Origin of the sequence: Microbacterium sp., assembly GCF_036823965.1 — a bacterium.
Classification (GTDB): Bacteria; Actinomycetota; Actinomycetes; order Actinomycetales; family Microbacteriaceae; genus Microbacterium.
This window is the reverse complement of record NZ_DAITBE010000015.1, coordinates 16788-40414: the sequence shown is the minus strand read 5'-3', so window position 1 is coordinate 40414 and position 23627 is coordinate 16788. Positions and strand designations below refer to the sequence as shown.

General features: G+C 69.4%; 20 protein-coding genes. 10 read left to right on the top strand and 10 right to left on the bottom strand.

Going from position 1 to position 23627, the window contains the following annotated elements:
• Positions 1-641: extracellular solute-binding protein (locus V7Z82_RS17640; protein WP_334153104.1), on the top strand; the 641-nt coding region annotated here is incomplete at its 5' end.
• A gap of 70 nt (positions 642-711) precedes the next feature.
• Positions 712-2451, top strand: coding sequence for a glycoside hydrolase family 35 protein (locus tag V7Z82_RS17635; protein WP_334153103.1), 1740 nt, complete (start codon positions 712-714; stop codon positions 2449-2451).
• A 19-nt stretch (positions 2452-2470) separates the two neighbouring features.
• Here V7Z82_RS17635 and V7Z82_RS17630 read toward each other — a convergent pair whose 3' ends face one another.
• Entirely contained in the window at positions 2471-2971 is a 501-nt protein-coding gene (locus V7Z82_RS17630) for a metallophosphoesterase family protein (RefSeq protein WP_334153102.1), read from the bottom strand.
• A 148-nt stretch (positions 2972-3119) separates the two neighbouring features.
• Between V7Z82_RS17630 and V7Z82_RS17625 the strand changes: the two genes are divergently transcribed.
• The gene (locus V7Z82_RS17625; protein WP_334153101.1) at positions 3120-4580 is read left to right on the top strand and encodes an MFS transporter; all 1461 of its coding nucleotides are present in this window, start codon (positions 3120-3122) and stop codon (positions 4578-4580) included.
• Positions 4581-4660: 80 nt separating this feature from the next.
• On the opposite strand, the gene V7Z82_RS17620 is transcribed toward V7Z82_RS17625, so the two are convergent.
• A complete protein-coding gene (locus V7Z82_RS17620; protein ID WP_334153100.1) occupies positions 4661-5692 on the bottom strand; it encodes a S66 family peptidase in 1032 nt (343 codons plus the stop codon).
• Between the two features lie 90 nt (positions 5693-5782).
• Between V7Z82_RS17620 and V7Z82_RS17615 the strand changes: the two genes are divergently transcribed.
• Positions 5783-5989 carry an AsnC family protein gene (locus V7Z82_RS17615; protein WP_334153099.1) on the top strand — a complete coding sequence of 69 codons (207 nt, stop codon included), beginning with the start codon at positions 5783-5785 and terminating at the stop codon, positions 5987-5989.
• Between the two features lie 68 nt (positions 5990-6057).
• Positions 6058-7944: an ABC transporter ATP-binding protein gene (locus V7Z82_RS17610; RefSeq protein ID WP_334153098.1), complete on the top strand. Its 1887-nt coding sequence runs from the start codon at positions 6058-6060 to the stop codon at positions 7942-7944.
• Between the two features lie 235 nt (positions 7945-8179).
• Here V7Z82_RS17610 and V7Z82_RS17605 read toward each other — a convergent pair whose 3' ends face one another.
• Positions 8180-10042, bottom strand: coding sequence for a phosphoenolpyruvate carboxykinase (GTP) (locus V7Z82_RS17605; protein WP_442927651.1), 1863 nt, complete (start codon positions 10040-10042; stop codon positions 8180-8182).
• A 112-nt stretch (positions 10043-10154) separates the two neighbouring features.
• On the opposite strand from V7Z82_RS17605, the gene V7Z82_RS17600 reads away from it, so the two are divergent.
• Positions 10155-11597 (top strand): helix-turn-helix domain-containing protein, encoded by a 1443-nt coding sequence (locus V7Z82_RS17600; RefSeq protein WP_334153097.1) that lies wholly within the window; start codon positions 10155-10157, stop codon positions 11595-11597.
• Between the two features lie 15 nt (positions 11598-11612).
• Here V7Z82_RS17600 and V7Z82_RS17595 read toward each other — a convergent pair whose 3' ends face one another.
• From V7Z82_RS17595 to V7Z82_RS17580, 4 genes are all read right to left on the bottom strand, one after another.
• A complete protein-coding gene (locus V7Z82_RS17595; RefSeq protein ID WP_334153096.1) occupies positions 11613-12659 on the bottom strand; it encodes a winged helix DNA-binding domain-containing protein in 1047 nt (348 codons plus the stop codon).
• Between the two features lie 125 nt (positions 12660-12784).
• Positions 12785-14233 (bottom strand): glyceraldehyde-3-phosphate dehydrogenase, encoded by a 1449-nt coding sequence (locus V7Z82_RS17590; RefSeq protein ID WP_334153095.1) that lies wholly within the window; start codon positions 14231-14233, stop codon positions 12785-12787.
• A 403-nt stretch (positions 14234-14636) separates the two neighbouring features.
• Positions 14637-15302 carry an SDR family oxidoreductase gene (locus V7Z82_RS17585; RefSeq protein WP_334153094.1) on the bottom strand — a complete coding sequence of 222 codons (666 nt, stop codon included), beginning with the start codon at positions 15300-15302 and terminating at the stop codon, positions 14637-14639.
• 25 nt (positions 15303-15327) lie between these two features.
• Positions 15328-15843, bottom strand: a complete 516-nt coding sequence (locus V7Z82_RS17580) for a hypothetical protein (protein WP_334153093.1) — start codon at positions 15841-15843, stop codon at positions 15328-15330.
• Positions 15844-15910: 67 nt separating this feature from the next.
• Between V7Z82_RS17580 and V7Z82_RS17575 the strand changes: the two genes are divergently transcribed.
• Both V7Z82_RS17575 and V7Z82_RS17570 read left to right on the top strand, forming a co-directional pair.
• Positions 15911-16495 (top strand): TetR/AcrR family transcriptional regulator, encoded by a 585-nt coding sequence (locus V7Z82_RS17575; protein ID WP_334153092.1) that lies wholly within the window; start codon positions 15911-15913, stop codon positions 16493-16495.
• A 101-nt stretch (positions 16496-16596) separates the two neighbouring features.
• On the top strand, positions 16597-18585 hold the full coding sequence (locus V7Z82_RS17570; protein ID WP_334153091.1) for a primary-amine oxidase: 1989 nt from the start codon (positions 16597-16599) through the stop codon (positions 18583-18585).
• 6 nt (positions 18586-18591) lie between these two features.
• Here V7Z82_RS17570 and murQ read toward each other — a convergent pair whose 3' ends face one another.
• Together murQ and V7Z82_RS17560 are read right to left on the bottom strand one after the other, a co-directional pair.
• Positions 18592-19524 carry an N-acetylmuramic acid 6-phosphate etherase gene (gene murQ / locus V7Z82_RS17565; protein ID WP_334153090.1) on the bottom strand — a complete coding sequence of 311 codons (933 nt, stop codon included), beginning with the start codon at positions 19522-19524 and terminating at the stop codon, positions 18592-18594.
• Positions 19514-20404 (bottom strand): BadF/BadG/BcrA/BcrD ATPase family protein, encoded by an 891-nt coding sequence (locus V7Z82_RS17560; RefSeq protein WP_334153089.1) that lies wholly within the window; start codon positions 20402-20404, stop codon positions 19514-19516. Before V7Z82_RS17560 ends, murQ begins: the two co-directional genes overlap by 11 nt.
• Positions 20405-20493: 89 nt before the next feature.
• Here V7Z82_RS17560 and V7Z82_RS17555 point away from each other — a divergent pair, with 89 nt between their 5' ends.
• Complete coding sequence (locus V7Z82_RS17555) at positions 20494-21354, top strand: MurR/RpiR family transcriptional regulator (RefSeq protein ID WP_334153088.1); 861 nt, start codon at positions 20494-20496, stop codon at positions 21352-21354.
• Positions 21355-21382: 28 nt separating this feature from the next.
• Here V7Z82_RS17555 and V7Z82_RS17550 read toward each other — a convergent pair whose 3' ends face one another.
• Entirely contained in the window at positions 21383-22507 is a 1125-nt protein-coding gene (locus V7Z82_RS17550; protein WP_334153087.1) for a DUF998 domain-containing protein, read from the bottom strand.
• Between the two features lie 116 nt (positions 22508-22623).
• Between V7Z82_RS17550 and V7Z82_RS17545 the strand changes: the two genes are divergently transcribed.
• Positions 22624-23580 carry a helix-turn-helix domain-containing protein gene (locus tag V7Z82_RS17545; protein ID WP_334153086.1) on the top strand — a complete coding sequence of 319 codons (957 nt, stop codon included), beginning with the start codon at positions 22624-22626 and terminating at the stop codon, positions 23578-23580.
• Positions 23581-23627 lie beyond the last annotated feature (47 nt).

Genomic DNA, 23627 nt, shown 5'->3' with positions numbered 1-23627 from the left:
TCCAGGACGAGGGCTCGAAGAAGTGGACCGAGAACTGGAACCGCCTCGTCGAGGAAGACCTCATCGCGCCGACGAGCAGCTGGAGCGACGAGTGGTTCCGTGCGCTCGGCGACGGCAGCATCGCGACCCTCGTGATCGGCGCCTGGATGCCCGGCAACCTGATCTCGGGCGCCCCTGACGGTGCCGGCGACTGGCGCGTCGCGCCGATGCCGACCTACGACGGCACACCGGCGAGCGCCGAGAACGGCGGCGGCGGCCAGGCCGTCACGAAGCAGAGCGAGAACCCCGCGCTTGCGGCCGGCTTCCTGTGGTGGCTGAACAACTCCGAGGACAGCATCTCGCTGTTCATGGAGAGCGGCGGGTTCCCGTCGACCACGGCAGAGCTGTCGAGCGACGAGTTCCTCGCCGATGCCCCCGAGTACTTCGGCGGCCAGAAGATCAACGAGGTCCTCGCGGCCGCTGCGGACGACGTCGTCGAAGGCTGGAACTACCTGCCCTACCAGGTGTACGGCAACAGCATCTTCGGTGACACCGTCGGCCAGTCGTACCAGAACAGCACGGACCTGAACGAGGGTCTGAGCACCTGGCAGGACTCGCTGGTGGAGTACGGCAACGACCAGGGCTTCGCCGTCAACAAGTAACACGGTGGCCGGGTCGGACCCTGATCCGAAGACCGACCCGGCCACTCCCTATCGAAAGCACCAGACAGACGTGACCTCCTTCTCCATCGGCGACACCGACTTCCTCCGCGACAGCCGACCGCACCAGGTGATCGCCGGTGCCCTGCACTACTTCCGGGTGCACCCCGACCAGTGGCAGGACCGCATCCGCAAAGCGCGCTTGATGGGGCTGAACACGATCGAGACCTACGTCGCGTGGAACGCGCACGAGCCACGCCGCGGCGAATGGGACGCGACCGGATGGAACGACCTCGGCCGCTTCCTCGATCTCGTGCACGCGGAGGGCATGGACGCGATCGTGCGCCCTGGCCCGTACATCTGCGCAGAGTGGCACAACGGCGGACTGCCGAACTGGCTCACCGCCGGCGAACGGGCGCTGCGCTCATCCGACCCGGCGTTCCTGGCCGACGTCAGCGGCTACCTGCAGCGTGTCTACGAGATCGTCGCACCGCGGCAGATCGACCGCGGCGGCCCGGTGGTGCTGGTGCAGATCGAGAACGAGTACGGCGCGTACGGCTCCGACACGGCCTACCTCGAGGCGCTGGTCGCGCTCACGAAGGACGCGGGGATCACCGTGCCGCTCACCACGGTCGATCAACCGCAGGATCGGATGCTGGCCGACGGCAGCCTCCCCGAGCTGCACAAGACCGGGTCCTTCGGCTCTCGCACCACCGAACGCCTCGCCACGCTGCGGGCGCACCAGCCCACCGGCCCCCTGATGTGCTCGGAGTTCTGGGACGGGTGGTTCGACTGGTGGGGCGGCGTGCACCACACGACCGATGTGACAGCAGCAGCATCCGACCTCGACGCGCTGCTCGCCGCCGGAGCCTCGGTGAACATCTACATGTTCCACGGCGGCACGAACTTCGGACTCACGAACGGCGCGAACCACAAGGGCCGCTACCTGCCGATCGTGACCTCCTACGACTACGACGCCCCGCTCGACGAGGCAGGCAACCCGACCGACAAGTTCTTCGCCTTCCGCGATGTCATCGCGAAGTACGCGCCGGTCCCTGCAGAGATGCCGTCGCGCGCCGCCGATGCGCCGGTCATGACCGTGCCGATGACGTCGGTCGGCGCATGGACGGATGCCGCGGCAGCCGCTGCTCCGACCGCGGCCCCGCAGACGTTCGACGCGCTCGGGCACCTCAGCGCGCTCGTGCGCTACGAGGTCGAGCTCCCCGCGGTGTCCGGGCCGGCCCTGCTGGCGCTCGACGAGGTGCGCGACCTCGCATGGGTGCGCGTCGACGGACAGCCGGTCGGCACGCTCTCCCGAACTCGTCACGACCGCACGCTGCGGATCCCGGCCGGGCGCACCCTCAGCATCCTCGTCGAGGAGCAGGGCCGTGTGAACTACGACCACCGTCTCGGCGAGGAGAAGGGGCTGATCGGCACTCCGACGCTCGACGGCTCGCCGCTCACGGGATGGCAGGCGACAGCGCTCGACGTCGCCGAGATCGCGCGCGACGTCGCCGCTCGCACGGATGCCGCTGATCCTGGACCGGTGCCGACCGCCTGGGTCGCCGACTTCGCGCTCGACGCGGCGGCCGACCTGTTCCTCGACACCGTGTCGTGGAGCAAGGGCTATGCGTTCGTGAACGGCTTCTTCCTCGGTCGCTACTGGCGCAACGGTCCGCAGCGCACGCTCTTCGTGCCCGCCCCCGCGACGAACGCAGGAACGAACCGCCTGGTCGTGCTGGAGCTGGAGAACCTGCTGTCGCCGCGCGCCGACTTCGTGGAGGGACTGCTGCTCGGCGACACCGAGGAGTGATCGCCCGTCCGCCGGCGCGTCATCGGGAGATCGGCACCAGCGTCGCGTCGATCCGGTCTCCGTCGATCGTGGCCCACATCATCGTGCACTCCGGCTGACGGCGACGGTCCGTCGGAGAGCCCGGATTCAGGAGACGCATTCCCGCCGCCGACACGGTGTCCCAGGGGATGTGCGAGTGTCCGAAGACCAGCAGGTCGGTCTCGGGGAACTGCGCGTCCATTCGGTCCTCGCGCTTCGCGGCCTGGCCGGTCTCGTGCACGACAGCGACGCGCACGTCGTCGACCGCGAACCGCGCGATCTCGGGCAGCCGGGCTCGCAGTTCCGCGCCGTCGTTATTGCCGGAGACGCCATACAGGATCCGCGCACGCGACTCGAGCAGGTCGAGCGTCGCGACGTCCACCCAGTCCCCCGCGTGCACCACCGCGTCCGCGTCGTCGATCGCGCGCAGCACGGCATCCGGCAGCACCCTCGCCCGCTTCGGCACGTGCGTGTCCGCGAGCAGCAGCAGTCGTGTCGGCATCGTGCCCTCCCCGGCTCGGTCGTCATCCGACTCTACGCACCGGACACCTCCAGGATCCGACACCGGCGTCGCAAACGTCCAGCCAACACTCAGGAAGGCGTAAACTCGCCCGAGTGTCCGGCAGTCCGGCACCGACTGAAGGAGCTGTATGAGTACGACCACCGCGCCCGCGAATCCGCGATCCCGCGTCATCACCGCAAGCCTCGTCGGCACCACGATCGAGTTCTACGACTTCTACGCGTACGCGACGGCAGCAGTCCTCGTGTTCCCGGTGCTGTTCTTCCCGACCGGCGACGACACCACGTCACTGCTCGCCTCGTTCGCGGTCTTCGGCGCCGCCATGGTCGCCCGCCCGATCGGCGCGGTGATCTTCGGACACTTCGGCGACAAGTACGGTCGCAAGGCCACACTCGTCGCATCGCTGCTCACGATGGGCATCGCGACCTTCCTCATCGGCATCCTCCCCACCTACCAGCAGATCAACTGGTGGGCGGCGCTCCTGCTGCTGATCCTGCGCCTCGCCCAGGGCTTCGCGCTCGGCGGCGAGTGGTCTGGAGCGGCACTCGTCGCCACCGAGAACGCGCCGAAGGGCAAGCGCGCCTGGTACGGCACCTTCCCGCAGCTCGGCGCTCCGCTCGGCTTCATCATCGCGAACTTCCTGTTCCTCGCCATCAACTGGCTGCTGCCGCATTCCGAGAACCCGGGGCTGAAGTCCGAGGCGTTCCTCTCGTGGGGCTGGCGGATCCCGTTCCTGTTCTCGGCCGTGATGGTCATCATCGGCCTGTGGGTGCGCCTCAAGCTGGTCGAGTCCGACACGTTCAAGAAGGCCGAGACCACCGGAGCGATCCGCAAGCTGCCGCTCGCAACGGTCTTCCGCCACCACTGGAAGCAGCTCATCCTCGGCACGTTCATCATGCTGGCGACCTACGTGCTGTTCTACCTGATGACCAACTTCACGCTGTCGTACGGCACCAAGCCGGCATCGCTCGAGACGGCATCCGCCGCCGCGAAGGCCGCCGCGGAGGCCACCGGCGCCGACTTCGACCCCTCGGCGTTCGCCGCGCAGTTCTATCCGGGACTGGGCTTCGGGTACACCGACTTCGTGCTCATGCAGATCATCGGTGTCGTGTTCTTCGGTATCTTCACCCTGCTGTCGGGCCCGATCGCCGACCAGATCGGCCGGCGCAAGCTGCTGCTCTGGGTGACCGGGCTGATCATCGTGTTCGGCCTCACGTTCAACGCATTCCTGCTGCCCACGGTCGACCCGAAGTTCAGCGGGGCGCTCACGCAGGCGTTCCTGGTGTTCGGCTTCATGCTCATGGGGGCGACGTTCGGCCCGATGGGCGCGCTGCTGCCGGAGCTGTTCCCGACGAACGTGCGCTACACGGGCTCGGCGATCGCGTACAACGTGTCGTCGATCCTCGGCGCTGCGGTCGCGCCGCTCATCGCTCTGGCACTGTGGCAGGCGGCCGGCGGCGCGCCGTGGCTGGTCGGTCTGTACCTGTCGGCGATGGGTGTGCTGACCTTCATCGCCCTGCTCTTCAGCAAGGAGACGAAGGACAACGATTACGAGGAGGACCTCGGCGTCGCGGCGGTGCCGCAGCCGTAGCATCCGGTCGTCGATCGTCGGAAGGCACCCGCATCTTCGGAGGCGGGTGCCTTCCTGCGTGTCACGAGCGTGCCGGGGCGTCAGTACTGCGCGCTGAGCATGCGAGTCGCGCCGTCGACGGTCATGCCGCCGCCGTAGGGCACGATCCACTGCGGGCGCGTATGCCCGAAGGGCGGCCCGATGCAGACCACGGCCTCGGGGTTGTAGCGGCCGACGACGTCGAGCACGGCATCCCGCTGGGCGTCGCGCAGTGCTCTGGCTTCGCCGGCGGACGGCTGGAACTCGAAGTCGCTCACCGGCGGGCGCGCCACCACGATGCCCGCGACGGCCGCGAGCACGCCGCGCTCTCCCAGGCCTCGCAGCCAGCGAGCCACCCAGCTCGCCGGCGGACGCTCCTCACTCGTCTCCAGCAGCAGGATGCCGCCGGCGAGCTCTGCGACGGCCGGCAACAGGTCGGCGAGGGCGAGGGAGTCGATGACCTCGAGGCATCCGCCCCAGGTGCGTCCCTCGACGCGGCGCTCGGGGCCCGACCAGGTCCACGGCTCGGTCGCGGTGCGGTCGCCGAACTCGCTCAGCGCGCGTGGGTCCGACCAGCGCCGACCCACGTCCTCCGATTCGCCGGGCTCGGTGATCTCGAGCGTGCCGCCGTCGAACAGCGCCGCGCGCAGCGAACGGAGGTGCACGTCATCGACGCCTGGACCGGGGCCGAGGTGCACGGCGGTCGATCCGCCGTAATAGCCGCTGATGCCGAGCGACCACAGCCAGTTCAGGATGTTCGTGTTGTCGCTGTATCCGAAGAAGGGCTTGGGGTCGGCGATGGCGAGCGTCGGGTCGAGATGCGGCACCACGAGGATCTGGTCGTCGCCGCCGATCGTGGCGAGGATCGCCCGGATGCTCGGATCGGCGAACGCCGCGTTCACATCGGCCGCTCGGGCCTCAGGGGTCGCATCGAGCAGCCGGGTCGTCGGGTACTCGACCGGAACGAGTCCAGTCAGCGCACGGAGGCGGCGCATCGCCTGCTCGTGGAGTTCTGGAACGACCGCCGGCGCTGCGAAGGCCGGCGAGAGCACGGCGACGCGGTCACCGACCTGGAGTTTCGGTGCAGACAGCATCCCTCCAGTCTGGCGCAGGATTCCACGATGGTCAATGAATGTTGACAACCTTCGTGCGTCAATGTACGTTGACCTTCGAAGGAGGACGGCATGAGCATCCGCACCGACATCGCAACCGACCCTGAGGGCGAACCCCTCGCCGAACTGAACCGCCTGACGGCGATCCGCCGCGAGATCGCGCGCGCAGAGGAGACGCAGGTGCGCCGCGCCCGCAACTCCGGATACTCCTGGCAGGCGATCGCCAGCGCACTCGGCGTCAGCAAACAGGCCGCACACCGGCGGTTCGGCCGCTCCTGACCGACCGTCGACCGCTCCAGCAGGAAGTACGGTCGTAGTACCCCCTTTTTCTCAGAACGAGGTCACCCATGTCCAGCACGGCGACACCCCGCCGCCGCGGACGCGGCGCGCAGCAGGACGGCCCGCGCGCCACGTTCCGCCAGCTCCTCCCCTTCCTGTTCGAGCACAAGCGAACGCTCATCGTCGTCGCGGTGCTGAGCGTCTTCGGCGCGGCGACCTCGCTCGTCCAGCCCCTGCTGGTGGGGCAGGTCATCGAGGCGGTGCAGTCCGAGCAGACCATCGGCATCCTCGTCTGGCTGCTGGTCGGCTTCGTGATCGTGTCGTCGATCATCTCCGGCTTCCAGCACTACCTGCTGCAGCGCACCGGCACCGCCGTCGTGCACTCCAGCCGCAAGCAGCTCATCGCCCGCATCCTGCACCTGCCGACCTCCGAGTTCGACGCCCGTCGAACCGGCGACCTCGTCTCCCGCGTCGGCACCGACACGACGCTGCTGTACGCCGTGCTCACCCAGGGACTCGCGGATGCCGTGGGCAACGTCGTCCTGTTCCTCGGCGCCCTCATCGCGATGCTCGTGATCGATCCGATCCTGCTGCTGCTGATCGTGATCGTGATCGGCGTCTCCGTCGCCGTGGTCGTCGCGCTGAGCGGACGCATCCGCACGGCATCCACCGAGCAGCAGGAGAAGGTCGGCGAGCTGGCATCCGGCGTCGAGCGCGCCGTCGGCTCCATCCGCACGATCCGCGCCTCCGGTGCCGCCGAGCGCGAGACCGTCGCGGTCTCGGGCCTCGCCACCGAGGCCTACGGCATCGGCGTGCGGATCGCGAAGATCTCATCCCTGGTCGTGCCGATCGCCGGCATCGCATTGCAGCTCTCGCTGCTCGTCGTGCTGGGCGTCGGCGGCTTCCGCGTCGCCGCCGGCACGATCACGATCGCCTCGCTCATCGCGTTCATCATGTTCCTGTTCCTGCTGGTGATGCCGCTCGCCTCGACCTTCGGCGCGATCACCTCGGTCAACCAGGCGCTCGGCGCGCTCGGCCGCATCCAGGAAGTCCTCGACCTGCCGACCGAGACGGACCGCGACGCTGAGATCGCCGCAGGCATCACCCGCGACGAGCCCGATCCGCAGGCACCGGCGCTCGAGTTCCGCGACGTGCACTTCCGCTACCCGGAGAACGTGGTCGCCGCTCGTCGCGCCGCCGCGAAGGAGGCGCAGAACCTGCTCGCCGACGCGCACCTGGAACAAGCGGATGCCGAGACCGCGCCGGCCACGGACCACGAGGTCCTCCGCGGCGTCTCGTTCTCGGTGCCCCGAGGAGCTCGCGTCGCACTCGTCGGCCCGAGCGGTGCAGGCAAGAGCACGATCCTCTCGCTCGTCGAGCGCTTCTACGACCCGACCGGTGGGTCGATCCGCCTCTACGGGCACGATGCCCGCACGTACCCTCGCCCTGAGCTGCGCGCGCAGTTCGGCTACGTCGAGCAGGACGCGCCGACGCTGGCAGGCACCCTGGCGGACAACCTCCGGCTCGCCGCACCCGCTGCCACGGATGCCGAGTGCGAGGCCGTGCTCCGCGCCGTGAACCTCGGCGATGTGCTCGAGCGGAGCCCGCTCGGACTCGAGGCCCCGGTCGGCGAGGACGGCGTGATGCTCTCCGGTGGCGAGCGCCAGCGACTCGCGATCGCGCGGGCACTGCTCACGGATGCGCCGATCCTGCTGCTGGACGAGTCGACGTCATCGCTCGACGGTGTCAACGAGCAGCGGATGCGCGAGGCGATCGACGCGGTCTCGACCGACCGCACGCTCGTCGTCATCGCGCACCGTCTCTCGACCGTGGTCGACAGTGATCTGATCATCGTGCTGCAGGACGGCGCGGTCGTCGGTCAGGGCACGCACGCCGAACTCGTCGAGTCGACGCCGCTGTACCGCGATCTCGCACGGCACCAGCTGCTCGCCTGACCCTTCGACAGGCTCAGGGACCCATCTGGGGCGAATGCACGGACCCGGCGGGGCGACTGGACCCAGAAGGGCGAGCCGGACAGAGCAAACGCGAAGGCGGGATGCCGGAGACCACTCAGCCATGGGTTCGTCTCTGACTTCCCGCCTTCGCGGGTCGGGGTGATCGCGCTGGCCCGACGGCCGGCGCGACCGGGAGGGAGGTGCCGACTCCCCCGAGTCGGCACCGGTCTGTGGGCTAGCTGTTCGCCAGCCGGTAGCGGAGCGAGGCCAGCTCGCTGCGCAGCGCCGAAGGCACCTTGTCACCGAAGGTGTCGTAGAACTCCTCGGTCAGGTCGGCCTCGGTCTTCCACGCCTCCGCCTTCACCGAGAAGAGCTCCTCGAGGTCGGCGGCGGGGATGTCGAGTCCGTCCAGGTTCAGGTCCTCGATGCGCGGCAGGCGTCCGATCGGGCTGTCGACAGCGGGAACCTCACCGGCGACGCGACGGATGATCCAGTCGACGACCCGCGAGTTGTCACCGAATCCGGGCCACAGGAAACGGCCGTCGTCACCGCGACGGAACCAGTTCACCTGGAAGATGCGCGGTGCGCGGTCGAACCGGAGCGTCCGGCCGACCTTCAGCCAGTGCGCGAAGTAGTCGGCCATGTTGTAGCCGCAGAACGGGAGCATCGCGAAGGGATCGCGGCGCAGCTCGCCCAGTGTGCCCTCCGCAGCGGCGGTGCGTTCGGACGAGATGTTCGAGCCGAGGAAGACGCCGTGGGTCCAGTCGGTCGCCTCGACCACGAGCGGCACGTTGCTCGCACGACGGCCGCCGAAGAGGATGACGTCGAGCGGGACGGCCTCTTCCCAGTCCTCGGAGATCTGCGGGCACTGCGCCGCCGACACCGTGAAGCGAGAGTTCGGGTGCGCCGCTGGACGACCGGAGTCGGGCGTCCAGGCGTTGCCCTCCCAGTCGGTGAGCTCGGCCGGGGCATTCTCGGTCAGCCCCTCCCACCACACGTCACCGTCGGGGCGGAGCGCGACGTTCGTGAAGATCGTGTTGCCCCACAGCGTCTCGACCGCCGTGACATTGGTCGATTCGCCGGTGCCCGGTGCGACGCCGAAGAAGCCGGCCTCGGGGTTGATCGCCCACATCCGACCGTCCTCGCCGGGGCGGATCCAGGCGATGTCGTCGCCGAGGGTCTCGACCTTCCAGCCGGGGATCGTCGGACGCAGCATCGCCAGGTTCGTCTTGCCGCAGGCTGACGGGAAGGCGGCAGCCACGTGGTAGGCCTTGCCCTCGGGAGAGATGACACGGATGAGCAGCATGTGCTCGGCGAGCCAGCCCTCGTCGCGGGCGATCACGGATGCGATGCGCAACGCGAAGCACTTCTTGGCCAGGATCGCGTTGCCGCCGTATCCGGAGCCGAAGGAGTAGACCTCGAGCGTCTCGGGGAAGTGCACGATGTACTTGTCGTCGTTGCAGGGCCATTCGACATCGGCCTGCCCCGGCGCGAGCGGCGCGCCGACCGAGTGCACGGTCTTCACCCAGGCGGCGCCCTCGGCGATCCGGCGGGTGACGGCGTCGCCGACGCGGGTCATGATGCCGATGGATGCCACGGCGTATGCGCTGTCGGTGACCTGCACGCCGATGTGCGAGAGCGGGCCGCCGACCGGACCCATCGAGAACGGCACGACGAACATGGTGCGTCCGCGCATGGAGCCCTCGAAGATCTCGTCCATCTTCTCGTGCATCTCGGCAGGGTCGGCCCAGTTGTTCGTAGGACCCGCGTCCTCCTCGCGCTCGGAGGCGATGAATGTGCGGCCCTCGGTGCGGGCGACGTCGCTCGGGTGCGAACGGGCGAGGTAGGAGCCCGGGCGCCATTCCGGGTTGAGCTTGATCAGCTTGCCCTCGTCGACCATGCCGCGCAGCAGCCAGTCGTTCTCGGCGCGCGAGCCGTCGACCCAGTGCACGGAGTCGGGCTGGGTGATCGCACGGATCCCCTCGACCCACGCAGCCAGCTCGGCCATCGCGGGGGTGTCGTAGCTCGGGGCTGCGCCGAACGTGCGCACGGCGGCGACGGGAGACGTGCGGGGGGCGAAGACTTCGGCGATGGCCACGATTCATGCTCCTTCGATGTGTGGGGCGTTGCATCCATCTTCTTCCGACTTCGGGACGACTTTCGGACGAATTGAAGTGTAAGAAATGCAATTCTTTCGCTAGGCTCAAGGAATGGCGACCTCCGGCATCCATCTCACGACTCTCGGCCACCGCATCCGTCACCACCGCCTCGAGAACGGGTTCACACTCGACGAGCTCGGCGCGCTCGTGGGGGTGGCCGGCTCGCAGCTCAGCCTGATCGAGAACGGCAAGCGCGAGCCGAAGCTCTCGCTGCTGCAGGCGATCGCGCACGCGACGAAGACCGAGGTCACCGATCTCATCTCCGGTGAGCCGCCGAACCGCCGCGCCGCCCTCGAGATCGAGCTGGAGCGCGCCCAGGAGAGCCCGGTGTTCCGCCAGCTCGGTGTCGCCCCCGTTCGCGTCACGAAGGGCATGAGCGACGAGACCATCGAATCGCTGCTCGGTCTGCATCACGAGCTGCAGCGCCGCGAGCGCGAGGCGATCGCCACCCCGGAGGAAGCGCGTCGCGCGAACACCGAGCTGCGGCTGCGCATGCGCGCGCAGGACAACTACCTCGGCGACATCGACAAGCTCGCCGAGAAGCATCTGCGCGCCGCTGGTCACGTGCAGGGCGCGCTCACGCACCGCACGGTGAGCATCATGGCCGAGAAGCTCGGCTTCGAGCTGATCTACGTCAACGACCTGCCGCACTCCACGCGCTCGGTGACCGACCTCGAGAACGGGCGCATCTACCTGCCGCCGGCCTCGATCCCCGGGGGACACGGCCTGCGGTCGATGGCGCTGCAGGCCATGGCGCACCGGCTGCTCGGCCACACGCCGCCGACCGACTACGCGGACTTCCTGCAGCAGCGCCTCGAGATCAACTACTTCGCTGCGTCCTGCCTGATGCCGGAGACCGCGGCGGTGGCATTCCTGCAGCAGGCGAAGAAGGACCGCAACCTCGCGGTGGAGGACTTCCGCGACGCGTTCGGCGTGACGCACGAGGCTGCGGGCATGCGCATGACGAACCTGATGACCCAGCACCTCGGGATGTCGCTGCACTTCCTGCGCGTCGACGCCACCGGCGCCATCACACGCGTCTACGAGAACGACGACCTGCCGCTGCCGATGGACGTCACCGGTTCGGTGGAAGGACAGCGGGTGTGCCGCAAGTTCCAGGCGCGCGCCGCGTTCACGCAGCAGAACCGCACCACCGAGCACCACCAGTACACCGATACCCCGTCCGGCACGTTCTGGTGCTCGACGCAGACGGGCTCCTCGCGCGACGGGGAGTTCTCGGTCACAGTGGGCGTGCCGTTCGACGACGCCCGGTGGTGGCGCGGACGCGAGACCACCGACCGCGCCGTGTCGACGTGTCCCGATGAGGCGTGCTGCCGTCGGCCGTCGACCGAACTGCGCGACCGCTGGAGCGGCCGGGCATGGCCGAGCGCACGCGTGCACACGCACATGTTCTCGCCGCTTCCCCGCGGCGCCTTCCCCGGCGTCGACGACAACGAGGTGTACAACTTCCTCGGGCGGCACGCCGACGAGTGAGGCTGCGCGCTGCGCTCAGCCGTCGAGGAAGTCCGTGAACCTCGCGAGCGCGGCGTGAACCGCACCATCATACTCGGGCTGGTCGAAGAGTTCCGGCGCGGAGCCGAGCGTGGCGCTCGCGTGCGTCCAGCATCCGATCACCCGGCCGTGCTCGACAAGCGTGGCCCTGACCATGCCGTTCTTGCCGGGGCCGACCGCCGCGAGGTGCTCCGGCGCGCACACGGCCGTGCGGTCGGCGTAGGAGATGTAGTACTCGTCGAAGGCGCCGAGCGCGAGGACCGGTGCCGAGGTCGCTGACCGCCGCGGACGGGATGCCGACACGAAGACGCCGTCCTCGACTTCGACGACCCGGCCGAGCGCGCGGTCCCTGGCCTCGCGCGACTGCCCGAGCGTGAGGCCCGACCACCACGAGAAGTCGGCGACGCCGGCCGGACCGTGCCCGTCGATGTACCGGACGAAGAGCTCGGCCAGCGCATCGTCCGGGCGCGCATGCTCGCGGATGTGTCCGTCGACGAGCACGAAGCGCTGCTCGCGGCCGATGCCGTCGCGTGCGACGACCGGCCCCTGGCAGATCAATCCGTCGAGGGTGAGCACGTTGAGCAGGTGGATGCCGCGTTGCCCTGTCGGGTCGATGCCGATGCCGGCGAAGACCTCGAACAGCTCTGCCCTGGTCAGGCCGCCGTCGCGGAGTCTCGGCACGACCGCGCGCACGGCCGCGGCGATCATGTCGTCGTCGATGCCGAGGTCGCGCTGACGCGAGGCGCCCTGCTGACGCTGCCTGGCCGCGGTGACCTCGAGGATCCACCCCAGGTCCCGCGCCGGAACGATGTGCAGGGTGCCGCGCATGGTCCACGCCCGCACCAGCTCGCCGCGATCGAACGCGCGGTCGACCTGGCGAAGGGTCGATGCTCCCCGGGTGCGGACGCCGAGCGCCCACCGCCCGGCGGTGAAGTCCTGGCTCTGCACCGCGAGCATGTGGCTCGCGGCATCCGTCACCGTGCGCGCTGGCGCCGTGAGACGGTGCGACCGGAGCCGCTCGGACAGCAGCGTCGCGCTCTTCATGCCCCCATCATGCCGGGAGCCTCCCCCGCCGACCCACCCTCTTCTGTGCGAGCCACCCCCGAATCGACGTCGAAAGAGGGGTGGCTCGCGCAGAAAGGGGCCGCTCGGCGCAATACGGAGGGTGGTCAGGCCTGCAGCGTCACCTCGCGACGCGCAGGCAGTACGACGGGGTGCGAGCCGGCCATGACCTCGAGCACGCGGATGACCTGGCACGAGTAGCCGTACTCGTTGTCGTACCAGACGTAGAGCACGATGTCGCGGTCGTTCGCGATCGTGGCGAGGCCGTCGACGATGCCGGCACGGTGCGAGCCGACGAAGTCCGTCGAGACGACCTCCGGGCTCTCGACGTAGTCGATCTGCTGGCGGATCTTCGAGTGCAGCGAGACGCGGCGCAGGTAGTCGTTGAGCTGCGTCTTCTCCGCTGGACGCTCGAGGCTGAGGTGCAGCACGGCGAGCGAGACGTCGGGTGTGGGCACGCGGATCGCGGACCCGGTGAGCTTGCCCTCGAGTTCGGGCAGCGCCCTGGCGACGGCCTTCGCGGCGCCGGTCTCGGTGATGACCATGTTCAGGACGGCCGAGCGTCCGCGGCGGTCGCCGCTGTGGAAGTTGTCGATCAGATTCTGGTCGTTCGTGAACGAGTGCACGGTCTCGACGTGACCCCGCACGATGCCGTACGCCTCGTCGATCGCCTTCAGCACCGGAGTGATCGCGTTCGTGGTGCAGGATGCCGCGGTGATGATGCGGTCGTCGGCGGTGATCGTGTCGTCGTTGATACCGTGCACGATGTTCTTCAGCGCCCCCTTGCCAGGCGCGGTCAGCAGCACGCGGGCGACGCCCGTGGCCTCGAGGTGGCGACTGAGGCCCTCTTCGTCGCGCCAGCGTCCGGTGTTGTCGACGACGATCGCATCATGGATGCCGTAGGCCGTGTAGTCGACGGATGCCGGATCGCTCGAGTAGATGACCTGGATGCGGGTCCCGTTCGCGATGATCTGCTCTGCCTCTTCATCGACCGTGACGGAGCCGGCGAACCGGCCGTGCACGGAGTCGCGCAGCAGGAGGGATGCGCGCTTGACGAGGTCGTTCTCCGAGCCGCGCCGGACGACGATGGCGCGCAGACGCAGTCCGCTGCCTCCGCCGGTGTGCGCGATGAGGATGCGGGCGAGCAGGCGGCCGATCCTGCCGAAGCCGTACAGCACCACGTCGGTCGGCGCGGCGGGCGTGGCTCCGATGGCCGGCGCGAGCGTCTCAGCGAGATACGCGTCGAGCGGCAGCTCGCTCTCGGCATGCCCCTCCGCGAGCCTGGCGACATCGAGCGAGGACGCCCCTGGCGCGATCGCGTGGATCGCCTCGAGCACGGCGAGCGTGTCATCGAGCGGCAGCTGCTCGTGGCCGAGCTGGGCGACACGATCATGCACCTCGACGAGGCCGGTCGCCGAAAGCCCGAGCAGGCGATGGCCGTGCAGGGACGTGACGACGTCATGCTCGCGCTTGAGAGAACCGATGAGCGGGATCATCCGCTCCGCCAGTTCTTCGCTCGCGGTCCAGTCGCCGTGGGGTGCGGGGGTCACGTTCATCTGCGTCCTTGCATGTGTGAGCGCGCCGAGGTGTCGCCGGCGCGCGAGATTGCCGGGTGAGCTTCGGGGGATGCTTCCAGCCTACGCGGCCGGAGCACCACCCTCGAATCACGGCACCGATGCGTCCGGCTGCCTCAGGCGGCGATGTCGGGTCGTGCGCGGCCGCCGAGGCGTGGTGTGCGGTCGGGGTCGACGTATGCGGGTGGGATGCACCAGACCCGTGCCGCGGTCCCGACACCGTCGATGCGGATCTCCCACCCGTTGTCGTGGATGCGATGGTGACACGTCTCACACAGCAGCGCCCCGTTGAACAGGTCCGTCGCTCATCGCGGTCGGCGTCGCCCTCATCGAGTTCGGCCACTGACGCGCTGGGTCATGGGCACAAGGTCGACCGCGACCCCGCTCAGAACTCCGCCGAGAACGCCCCATCGCTCTTCAGCAGCTGACCCGAGATCCAGCGCCCCTCGTCCGAGATGAGGAACTCGACCACGGCGGCGACATCGGCCGGGCGACCGAGGCGCCCGAGCGGGGTCACCGTGCTGAGCCCTGTCCGCGTCTCGTCATCCATCCAGCCGGTGTCGATCGGGCCGGGGTTCAGCACGTTCGCGGAGATGCCCTTTGGTCCGAGCTCGCGCGCAGCCGAGATGACGAGCCGGTCGAGCGCGCCCTTCGAGGCACCGTACGGCAGGTTGCCCGTCACATGGTCGCTCGTGAGCGCGAGGATCACGCCGCCGCCCTCGCCGACCTGGCGCGCGAAGGCGGCGATCAGCAGCAGGCTCGCCCTGGCGTTCACGGCGACGTGCAGGTCGAAGCTCTCGGCGGTCGTGTCGAGGATGCCGGATTCCACATCGTGCGCGTGACTCAGGATCAGCGCCGAGATCGGGCCGTGCTCGCGCGTCACCTCAGCGATCAGCCGCTCGGGGCCGTCGTGGGTGGACAGGTCGGCTGGATGGTCGGCGTCGTGGAGGTCGCTGGTGACGACGGTCCACCCGGCCGAACGCAGTCGGGGGACGATGCCGGCCGCGATGCTGTTCGCTCGCGCGGCACCGGTGATCAGAGCGAGGGGCATCCGGCCACGGTACCGGAGCCCGGCCTCAGTGCGCCGCCCACATGGCGATCACGCCGACGGTCATCGCCGAGGATTCGACCGAGAGCAGTCGCGAACCGACGCCGCGCACGTGCGGGCGGATTCGATCGGCGATCATCCACGCCACGAGCAGCCCGACGCCCCCGGCCGCAAGCCCGCCGACGGCATCGGTCGCGAGATGCATCCCGTGCCCTGACTCGGCGACCATGCCGCCGTGCGCGATCCCTGCGAACGCGCACAGCGCCATCACGAGCGAACCGAGCGCCCGGTGACAGCAGGCGCGCACCGTCGGCCTCCCCCGCAGCCCCGCCGTGCCGAGCATCGCCGAGACGATCAGCGCGACCCCGGCGAGCAGCAGCACACGCGCATCGCCGGCTGCCGCGACCATGCCGATCATCGCCGCGGCCATCACGATGACCGACTGCCGCCCCTGCCACGGCACCGTCCGGCCGGCGGCGAAGCAGCACGCCACAGCGACGATCGCGCTCACGATCATCAGCGCCATCGCCACGGGTACACCCATGGATCGGATTATATTGATCAATCGCTCAAAATAGCCAGACCTCGATCGGATGCGACAAGATGGGCTCATGCCCCGCATCGTCGACCATGATGAGCGCCGCCGGCAGATCGCCGAGGCGCTGCTGACGGTCGCCGCTCGCGACGGCCACGAGCGCGTGTCGTCCCGCGCTGTCGCGACCGAGCTCGGCGTGGCCACCGGAGCACTTTGGCACTACTTCGACGGATTCGACGACGTCGTGCGCGCCGCGGCCGCCGAGGTCACCCGTCGCACCGACGAGCGCATCGCCGTGGCGACGGACGGCCTGCGCGGACTCCCCCGCCTGCACGCCCTCATGGGCGAGGTCCTCCCGATCGACGACCTGACCCGCTCCGAGGCCCGCGTGGTCGTCGGCTTCTGGGGACGCGTCGCGACCCTCGCCGAGACGCCGGACGCCGGCGCACCGACGCTCGCGACGTGGCAGGACAGCATCCGCTCCGCTCTCGAGGAGGCCGTCGCCGACGGAGAGCTGCAGCCGGACACCCCGCAGGATGCCGTGATGGCACTGCTGCGGTCGATCACCTACGGGCAGCAGGTCGTCGAGGTCACCGAGCCGCAGTCGGCGAGCGCCCACCTCGCGGTGCTCGACAGCATCCTGGCGCCCTGGCGCGCCTGAAGCTCCTGCCCGCGATCCGGGTCTTGTGACCCTGGACGTTCCGTCGTACCATCGTGCCAACCCGTTTATTGAGCATTCGCTCGAAATCAGTGAGGTCGACGATGTCCCACCACTCCCCGCAGCCGATCACCCTCGAGAAGATCGCGGCCCCGCATCCGCACGACCCGCTCACCGCGGCCGAGATCGCCGCCGCCCGTGTCGTGCTCGACACAGCAGGGCTGCTGACCGACACCGTGCGCGTGCCGATGCTGCTCCCGGACGAGCCCACCAGGGACGAGCTCGCCGCCTGGACCGCGGGCGCGCCGATCGACCGCCGCATCGACGCCACCCTCCTCGACACCGCGACCGGTGTCGCGACCGAGGTCATCGTCTCGATCACCAGAGGCGAGGTGCTCCGCGCCGAGCGCGTGCCCAACGACGCCCCGCCGTACGGACAGCCGCAGTACCTCTTCGAGGAGTACGAGCGCGCCGAGGCGATCGCGAAGGCGTCGCCCGAATGGCAGGAGGCGATGCACCGTCGGGGGCTCGAGGCCCATATGGCCCTGGCGTTCTGCGGCCCCCTCGCCCCCGGCTACACGGGCCGAGCCGATGAGGTCGGGCGCCGCGTCATCCGCTCGCTCACCTTCCTGAAGTATGACGAGAACGACTCGCCGTGGGCGCACCCGGTCGAGGGGCTGATCGTGCACATCGACCTCACCTCGAACAGCGTGATCCGCGTCGAGGATCACGGCGATGTCCCAGTACCGGAGGGCCACGGCAACTACTCTCCCGAGGTGCAGGGCGAGGCCAGAACCACGCTCAAGCCGATCGAGATCACGCAGCCGGAGGGGCCGAGCTTCGCGGTCACCGGATCGCTCGTGGAGTGGGAAGGCTGGTCGATGCGCGTGGACTTCAACGCGCGCGAGGGCCTGGTGCTGCACGACGTGACGTTCCAGGATCGCTCGGTCCTCAACCGCGCCAGCGTGCCCGAGATGGTGGTGCCGTACGGCGACACCGCCCCGGGGCGCTTCTGGATCAGCTACTTCGACGCCGGTGAATACCTGCTCGGCAAGAACGCCAACCACCTCGAGCTCGGCTGCGACTGTCTCGGCGTCATCCGCTATCTCGACGGCTACGTCGCCGACGACCACGGCAACCCCGTGCGCATCCCGAACGTGATCTGCATGCACGAGGAGGACGACGGCATCCTCTGGAAGCACACCGATCTCGCCGGCCGCGCCGAGGTGCGCCGCTCCCGTCGCTTCGTCGTGTCGTATTTCTCGACGATCGGCAACTACGACTACGGGTTCTACTGGTATTTCTCGCTCGACGGATCGATCGAGGTCGTCGCGAAGGCGACCGGCATCGTGTTCGCTGCGGCCGGGACACCTGGCGTGCGCCAGAAGCACGCGACCGAGCTCGCGCCGGGGGTCTTTGCTCCAGTGCACCAGCACCTGTTCTGCGCGCGGCTCGATGTGGCGATCGACGGCGATGACAACCGCCTCGTCGAGGTCGACGCGCAGCGCGTGCCGATCGGACCGGAGAACCCCTTCGGGAATGCGTTCACCTGGTCGGAGACGACGCTCGCGACCGAATCAGCGGCGCAGCGCGAGGCCGACTCCTCCGTCGCCCGCGTCTGGGAGGTGCAGAGCGCCTCGCGCACCAACCGCATCGGCCGCCCAACCGCGTACCACCTGGTGCCGGAGCCGACAGCGCTGCTGATGGCCGACCCGGCTTCGTCGGTCGCGGCACGAGCGGCCTTCGCCACGAAGCACCTCTGGGCCACGAAGTACGAGCACGGACAGGTCTGGCCGGCCGGCCGCTACCCCAACGCGCACCAGGGCGGGGCGGGCCTGCCGGAGTACACCGCCGGCGATCGCTCGATCGACGGCGAGGACATCGTGCTGTGGCACACGTTCGGCCTCACGCACTTCCCTCGCCCGGAGAACTGGCCGATCATGCCGGTCGACACCGCCGGATTCCGGTTCAGGCCGAACGGCTTCCTCGACGAGAACCCGGCGATGGACGTGCCGGAGTCGTCACAGGCGCACGCCGGCGCCTCGTCGGCGGCCTCGTGCTGCGGCGGCGATGCCTGCACCTGCGGGCACTGACCGGCGTCAGGACAGCGCGGTGATCGCGTCGCGCAGGATGCCGTCGGCAGCGGCGAGGGCGGATGCCGCGGCATCCGGTGTCGCGCCGGTGGTGACCGTGAGCAGCGCGAGCTTCACGGATCCCGAAGCTCCCTCGAGCGCGGCTGAGGCCTCCTCGACGCCGACCCCGGCCAGCTGCGACACCGTGCGGATCGAGCGAGCGTGCAGCTTCTCGTTCGTGGCCAGCAGGTCGACCATCACGCCACGGTAGGTCTTGCCCAGCTTGATCATCGAGAGCGTCGTGAGCATGTTCACGACGAGCTTCTGGGCGGTGCCCGACTTCAGCCTGGTGGAGCCGGAGATGAACTCAGGACCGGTGACGATCTCGATCGCGATCTCGGCGGCCGCACCGATCGCCGACGCCGAGTTCGAGGCGATCGCGACCGTGAGCGCACCGATGCCGCGCGCGTACTCGAGGCCGCCGATCACGTAGGGCGTGCGGCCGGACGCCGAGATGCCGACGACCGTGTCATCGGCGGTGAGCGCGAGCTCACGGAGCTCGGCCGCCGCGGCCTGATCGTCATCCTCGGCGTTCTCCACGGCGGAGCGGATGGCGGTCTCGCCGCCCGCGATCAGACCGACGACCATCGATGGATCGGTGCCGAACGTGGGCGGGCATTCGCTCGCATCGAGCACGCCGATGCGGCCGGCCGTGCCTGCGCCGATGTAGATGAGGCGGCCGCCGCGGCGGAAGCGCGCGGTGATGCCGTCGACCGCGGCGGCGATCTCGGTGGTGCGCTCGGCGACAGCGACCGGCACCCTGGCGTCCTCGGCGTTCATACGGCGCACGAGCTCGGCGGTGTCGAGCAGGTCGAGGTCGCCGCGCTCGGTGGTCGACGCCTCGGTGTCGAGGCTCGCGAGCACGGAGAGCAGATCGTTCAGTCGGGTGTCATTCGGCACGGTGCACGAACCTTTCGTGGGGAAGATCGGAGCGGCGGGCGAGCAGCAGCGCACCGTCGAGCGCAGTGCCCGCTGCCGGGATGCTGGTGCGTCCGGCGGACTGCAGCGAGGAGACGAGGGCTGCGCGGAACCAGTCGTGATCGGTGAGCCCGCCGTGGACGGCGACGTCGAGGCTGCGAGCGGAGGCCGCGACCGCGGATGCCGTGAGCAGGCGGACGCTCTCGGCCGCGATCTCGACCGCGATCCGGTCGCCGGCCGCTGCGGCGTCGAGCACGAGGGGTGCGAGCGTCGCGAGTCTGCGAGCGAGCGGCTCTGGTCGGGCGAGCCATGCGGCGATGTCGGATGCTGCGCCGATGCGCTCTCCGATCGCGGCCGTGAGCGTCGTGTCCGGCGACAGATCGACGGAGCGGCGGAGCACCGCGCGCAGTGCCTCCCGGCCGAGCCAGGATCCGCTGCCGAAGTCGCCGAGCTCCGGCCCCCAGCCGTCGACGAGTCGCACGCCGTCTGCGTCGACACCCAGGGCCGCGGCTCCGGTGCCGGCGATCAGCAGCACACCTGCGCCGCCACCGAGCGCGCCCACGTGCGCGGTCACGACATCGGATGCCACGGCGACCCGCGCACCGGTCTCGGCGGCGAGGGCCTCGGCGAGCCGCCGTGCCGCTTCGGGGGCCGCCCAGGCGCCGGCCGCACCGACGCCGAGGAGTTCGATCGGCGCACCCTCGCGCGGCAGCTTCGGCAGGATCGAGGCCAGCGCAGCTGCCACACCATCACGCGCAGCGAGGCCGGGAGCACCGACACCATCGCTCGCGAAGTCGGCGGCGACCACGCGGCATCGGGACTTGCCGAGGTCGACGGCGACGGCACGAGCGGGGGAAGGCATGAAAATAGTCTACGCATTCATAGAGACTCGTGAAACAATTGTTCACGCGCGCCGGTCGATCCGATGCGGCGAGCGGAGCAAGGAGAGTCATGAGCATCCAGACGACGATCGCGACGGCCGCTGAGACGCTCCCACCGTCGCTCGCCCGCATCGCCCGCGTGATCAGCGACAACCCGACCACTGCCGTGGAGAGCACGATCTCCGAGCTCGCCGCCCTCTGCGAGACCTCCGTCGCCTCGGTGGTGCGGTTCTGCCGCGTGATCGGTCTGCGCGGCTACGCCGCCCTCCGCATGTCGCTGGCCGCAGAGCTCGGCCGCGAGTCCGTGCAGTTCAGCGCTCCGACCGGATTCGGCTCCGAGATCGCCGTCGGCGACTCGTTGCGCGACGCCGCCGGCAAGATCGCGGCACTCGAGCTGCTGGCGATCGAGGAGACGGTCGGCAACCTCGACTACGACGTGCTCGCCGACGCCGTCGAGGCGATCGACCAGGCGCACCGCATCCTGCTCTTCGGCGTCGGCGCGAGCCGCCTCGTCGCCGACGACCTCGGCCACAAGCTCCTCCGCATCGGACGCACCGCGATCGTGCTCTCGGACGCGCACGAGGCGAGCGCCGCAGCCGCACTGAGCGCACCGAAGGCCGTCGCGATCGGGTTCTCGAACTCCGGCACGACGGCCGAGACCGTGCGCTTCCTGCAGACCGCCGCGGCCGCAGGGAGCGCCACGATCGGCATCACGAGCGCCGTAGACTCCCCCATCGCCGAGACCGCAGACCACGCCCTGTTCACGCACGCCAGGGAATCGCGGTTCCGCGCCGGCGCAATGGTCAGCCGCATCGCCCAGCTCGCGCTCGTCGACTGCATCTTCGTGGGCGTCGCCCAACGTCGCCACGCGCACACCGTGCACGCGCTGCAGCGCACGGCTGATGCGGCCCAGGCCCTCCGCGGCGACTGAGCGCCGCTGGTTCAGACGGCTCGGGAACTCAGTCGGCGACTGCCGCCGCCCCTGGCTGTGCCGCACCCGCCGGCCGCCCCGCGACCGATCCAGCGGTGCGCAGGAAGACGATGATCCAGCTGAAGATCAGCACTGCCGCGATCAGCTCGACGGCCGTGAGGTTGTAGTACCCGACAGCGAAGAACGCGGCGAGCAGCACGATCACGAGCACGTACGCCCAGCCGAACGCCACGAACACCCGCGGGATCGTCCGCAGGAACCACGGCAACCCGACGACCACGACGGCGAACACGACCGTCATGCCGGTGGCGACCGTGTTGTGCACGATGAAAAACTCGTCGACCGGGAAGATCCCGACGCAGGCGAGGAAGATCCCCATCAGGATCAGTCCGCCCCGCACGATGAACCGTCCCCGTCGATCGACCGGATCCGCGGCCGGCAGTCCGGCTGTCGCGTACCGCGAGATCGTGGTGATCATGACCCCGGCGATGATGAGGGTCACGTTGAACGCGAGCGATGCGCTGTTCGAGCTCATGCCGAGTGCCGAGAGGTTGTCGCGCCACCAGTGCGGGTCGCTCGACGCGAGCATGCTCGCGAAGGCGCCGACGACGAGGAACACCGCGAGCACCAGCGACAGCACCATGGGCGTGAGCGCGACGCTGCTGAGGAACGACACGTACGCGGTGAGCGCGAACGCCACGGCGACGAGCACCGCTCCGGGGAACGGGAACACCGGAGCATCCGTGAAACTGCTCTCGAGCAGCTTCGCGATCCCGAGCCAGCCGAGATAGGCGATCGCCGCGTGCGCGAAGGCGATCGCCACGAGGTCGTACCAGCGGAGGCGGTCGCCCGGCACGCTGAAGCCGTCGCGCACCGCGTCAGGGGCGAGTTCCTCCGGGCGCACCGCGAGGCGCCCGAGCACGAATGCGATGGCCGCACTGAGCGCACCGCCGTATGCCGCGAAGGCGCCGATCGAACCAGAACCGCTGATCGACAGCTGATGCCCCCAGAAGACGGGAAGGCCGATCGTGAAGCCGATCACGAGGAACAGCGCGCCCACGATCAGCGCGGTCGCCTCGAACACGGCATCCGAGGTCTGCGGCCCGCGCAGCTGCCGCAGCACCCGCAGGATCCGGTCGGCGATAGCTCTCATCGTGCACCCTTCCGATGCACATCCTAGAAGTCGTGCCGCTTCCGCGTCGCCGGTGATAGCATCGCCCCACGGATCGTATACAACGTCGTCGTTCCACCACCCCGAGGTGATCATTCATGAACGGTGCACCCGCTGCCCCTGCCGAGTCGGTATCCACGCTCATCGCGCGCAACATTAGTGAGTTCCGCGCTGCGGTGAGCGAGTCCTTCGTGCCGCTGCAGGTGTCCAGCGGCGGACCCGACCACTTCCGCGGCGTGATCCGCGGCGCCTCGGTCGACGAGGTCCACGTGACCGAGGTCAGAGCCACCTCCCACGTGGTGGAGCGCACCCCCGAACTCATCGCCCGCGGCGATCGCTCGTACTTCAAGGTCAGTCTGATGCTCGCCGGCACCGGCATGCTGATCCAGGACGACCGCGAGGCCGTGCTGCAGGCCGGCGACCTCGCGGTGTACGACACCGACCGCCCGTACTCGCTCGTGTTCGATCAGGACTTCCGCACCATGGTCGTGATGTTCCCGAAGCATCTGATCAGCCTGCCCTCCGACATGATCGGCCAGCTCACCGCCGTCCGCATCTCCGGCCAGGAGGGTCTGGGCGGCATGGTCGTGCCCTACCTGACGCAGCTCGCCGGCAACCTCGACCAGCTCGCCGGCACCACCGGCGCACGCCTCGCGCACAGCGCTCTCGATCTCGTCACGACCGTCTTCACGCGCGAGCTCGGTCTCGACGAGGTCTCGGCAGATCCGCATCGCGCGCTCGTGCAGCGCATCCGCTCGTACATCGATCGCAATCTCGCCTCGACCGACCTCGGTCCGGCGACGATCGCCTCGGCGCACTTCATCTCGACGAGGCACCTGCACGGCCTGTTCCAGGAGCAGGGCGTCACCGTCTCGACCTGGATCCGCACTCGCCGCCTCGAGCAGTGCCGCCGCGATCTGCTCGACCCGATGCTCGCCGACCGGCCGGTCGCGGCGATCGCCGCCCGCTGGGGGTTCGTGGATGCGGCGCACTTCAGTCGCGCGTTCAAGTCGGCGTTCGGGGTCTCTCCCAGCGAGTACCGCGCCGCGCGCTGACGGCGTTCTGCGGGCGCCCTGCGGCTCCGGTCAAGGGACGTGCACCG

Coding starts and splice junctions, on each gene's coding strand:
- V7Z82_RS17570 (WP_334153091.1), top strand. CDS start 16,597: ATGTCCCACCACTCCCCGCAGCCGATCACCCTCGAGAAGATCGCGGCC.
- V7Z82_RS17585 (WP_334153094.1), bottom strand. CDS start 15,302: ATGCCCCTCGCTCTGATCACCGGTGCCGCGCGAGCGAACAGCATCGCG.
- V7Z82_RS17590 (WP_334153095.1), bottom strand. CDS start 14,233: ATGAACGTGACCCCCGCACCCCACGGCGACTGGACCGCGAGCGAAGAA.
- V7Z82_RS17545 (WP_334153086.1), top strand. CDS start 22,624: ATGAACGGTGCACCCGCTGCCCCTGCCGAGTCGGTATCCACGCTCATC.
- V7Z82_RS17620 (WP_334153100.1), bottom strand. CDS start 5,692: ATGCTGTCTGCACCGAAACTCCAGGTCGGTGACCGCGTCGCCGTGCTC.
- V7Z82_RS17580 (WP_334153093.1), bottom strand. CDS start 15,843: ATGGGTGTACCCGTGGCGATGGCGCTGATGATCGTGAGCGCGATCGTC.
- V7Z82_RS17615 (WP_334153099.1), top strand. CDS start 5,783: ATGAGCATCCGCACCGACATCGCAACCGACCCTGAGGGCGAACCCCTC.
- V7Z82_RS17560 (WP_334153089.1), bottom strand. CDS start 20,404: ATGCCTTCCCCCGCTCGTGCCGTCGCCGTCGACCTCGGCAAGTCCCGA.
- V7Z82_RS17595 (WP_334153096.1), bottom strand. CDS start 12,659: ATGAAGAGCGCGACGCTGCTGTCCGAGCGGCTCCGGTCGCACCGTCTC.
- V7Z82_RS17555 (WP_334153088.1), top strand. CDS start 20,494: ATGAGCATCCAGACGACGATCGCGACGGCCGCTGAGACGCTCCCACCG.
- V7Z82_RS17600 (WP_334153097.1), top strand. CDS start 10,155: ATGGCGACCTCCGGCATCCATCTCACGACTCTCGGCCACCGCATCCGT.
- V7Z82_RS17630 (WP_334153102.1), bottom strand. CDS start 2,971: ATGCCGACACGACTGCTGCTGCTCGCGGACACGCACGTGCCGAAGCGG.
- V7Z82_RS17575 (WP_334153092.1), top strand. CDS start 15,911: ATGCCCCGCATCGTCGACCATGATGAGCGCCGCCGGCAGATCGCCGAG.
- V7Z82_RS17550 (WP_334153087.1), bottom strand. CDS start 22,507: ATGAGAGCTATCGCCGACCGGATCCTGCGGGTGCTGCGGCAGCTGCGC.
- V7Z82_RS17610 (WP_334153098.1), top strand. CDS start 6,058: ATGTCCAGCACGGCGACACCCCGCCGCCGCGGACGCGGCGCGCAGCAG.
- V7Z82_RS17625 (WP_334153101.1), top strand. CDS start 3,120: ATGAGTACGACCACCGCGCCCGCGAATCCGCGATCCCGCGTCATCACC.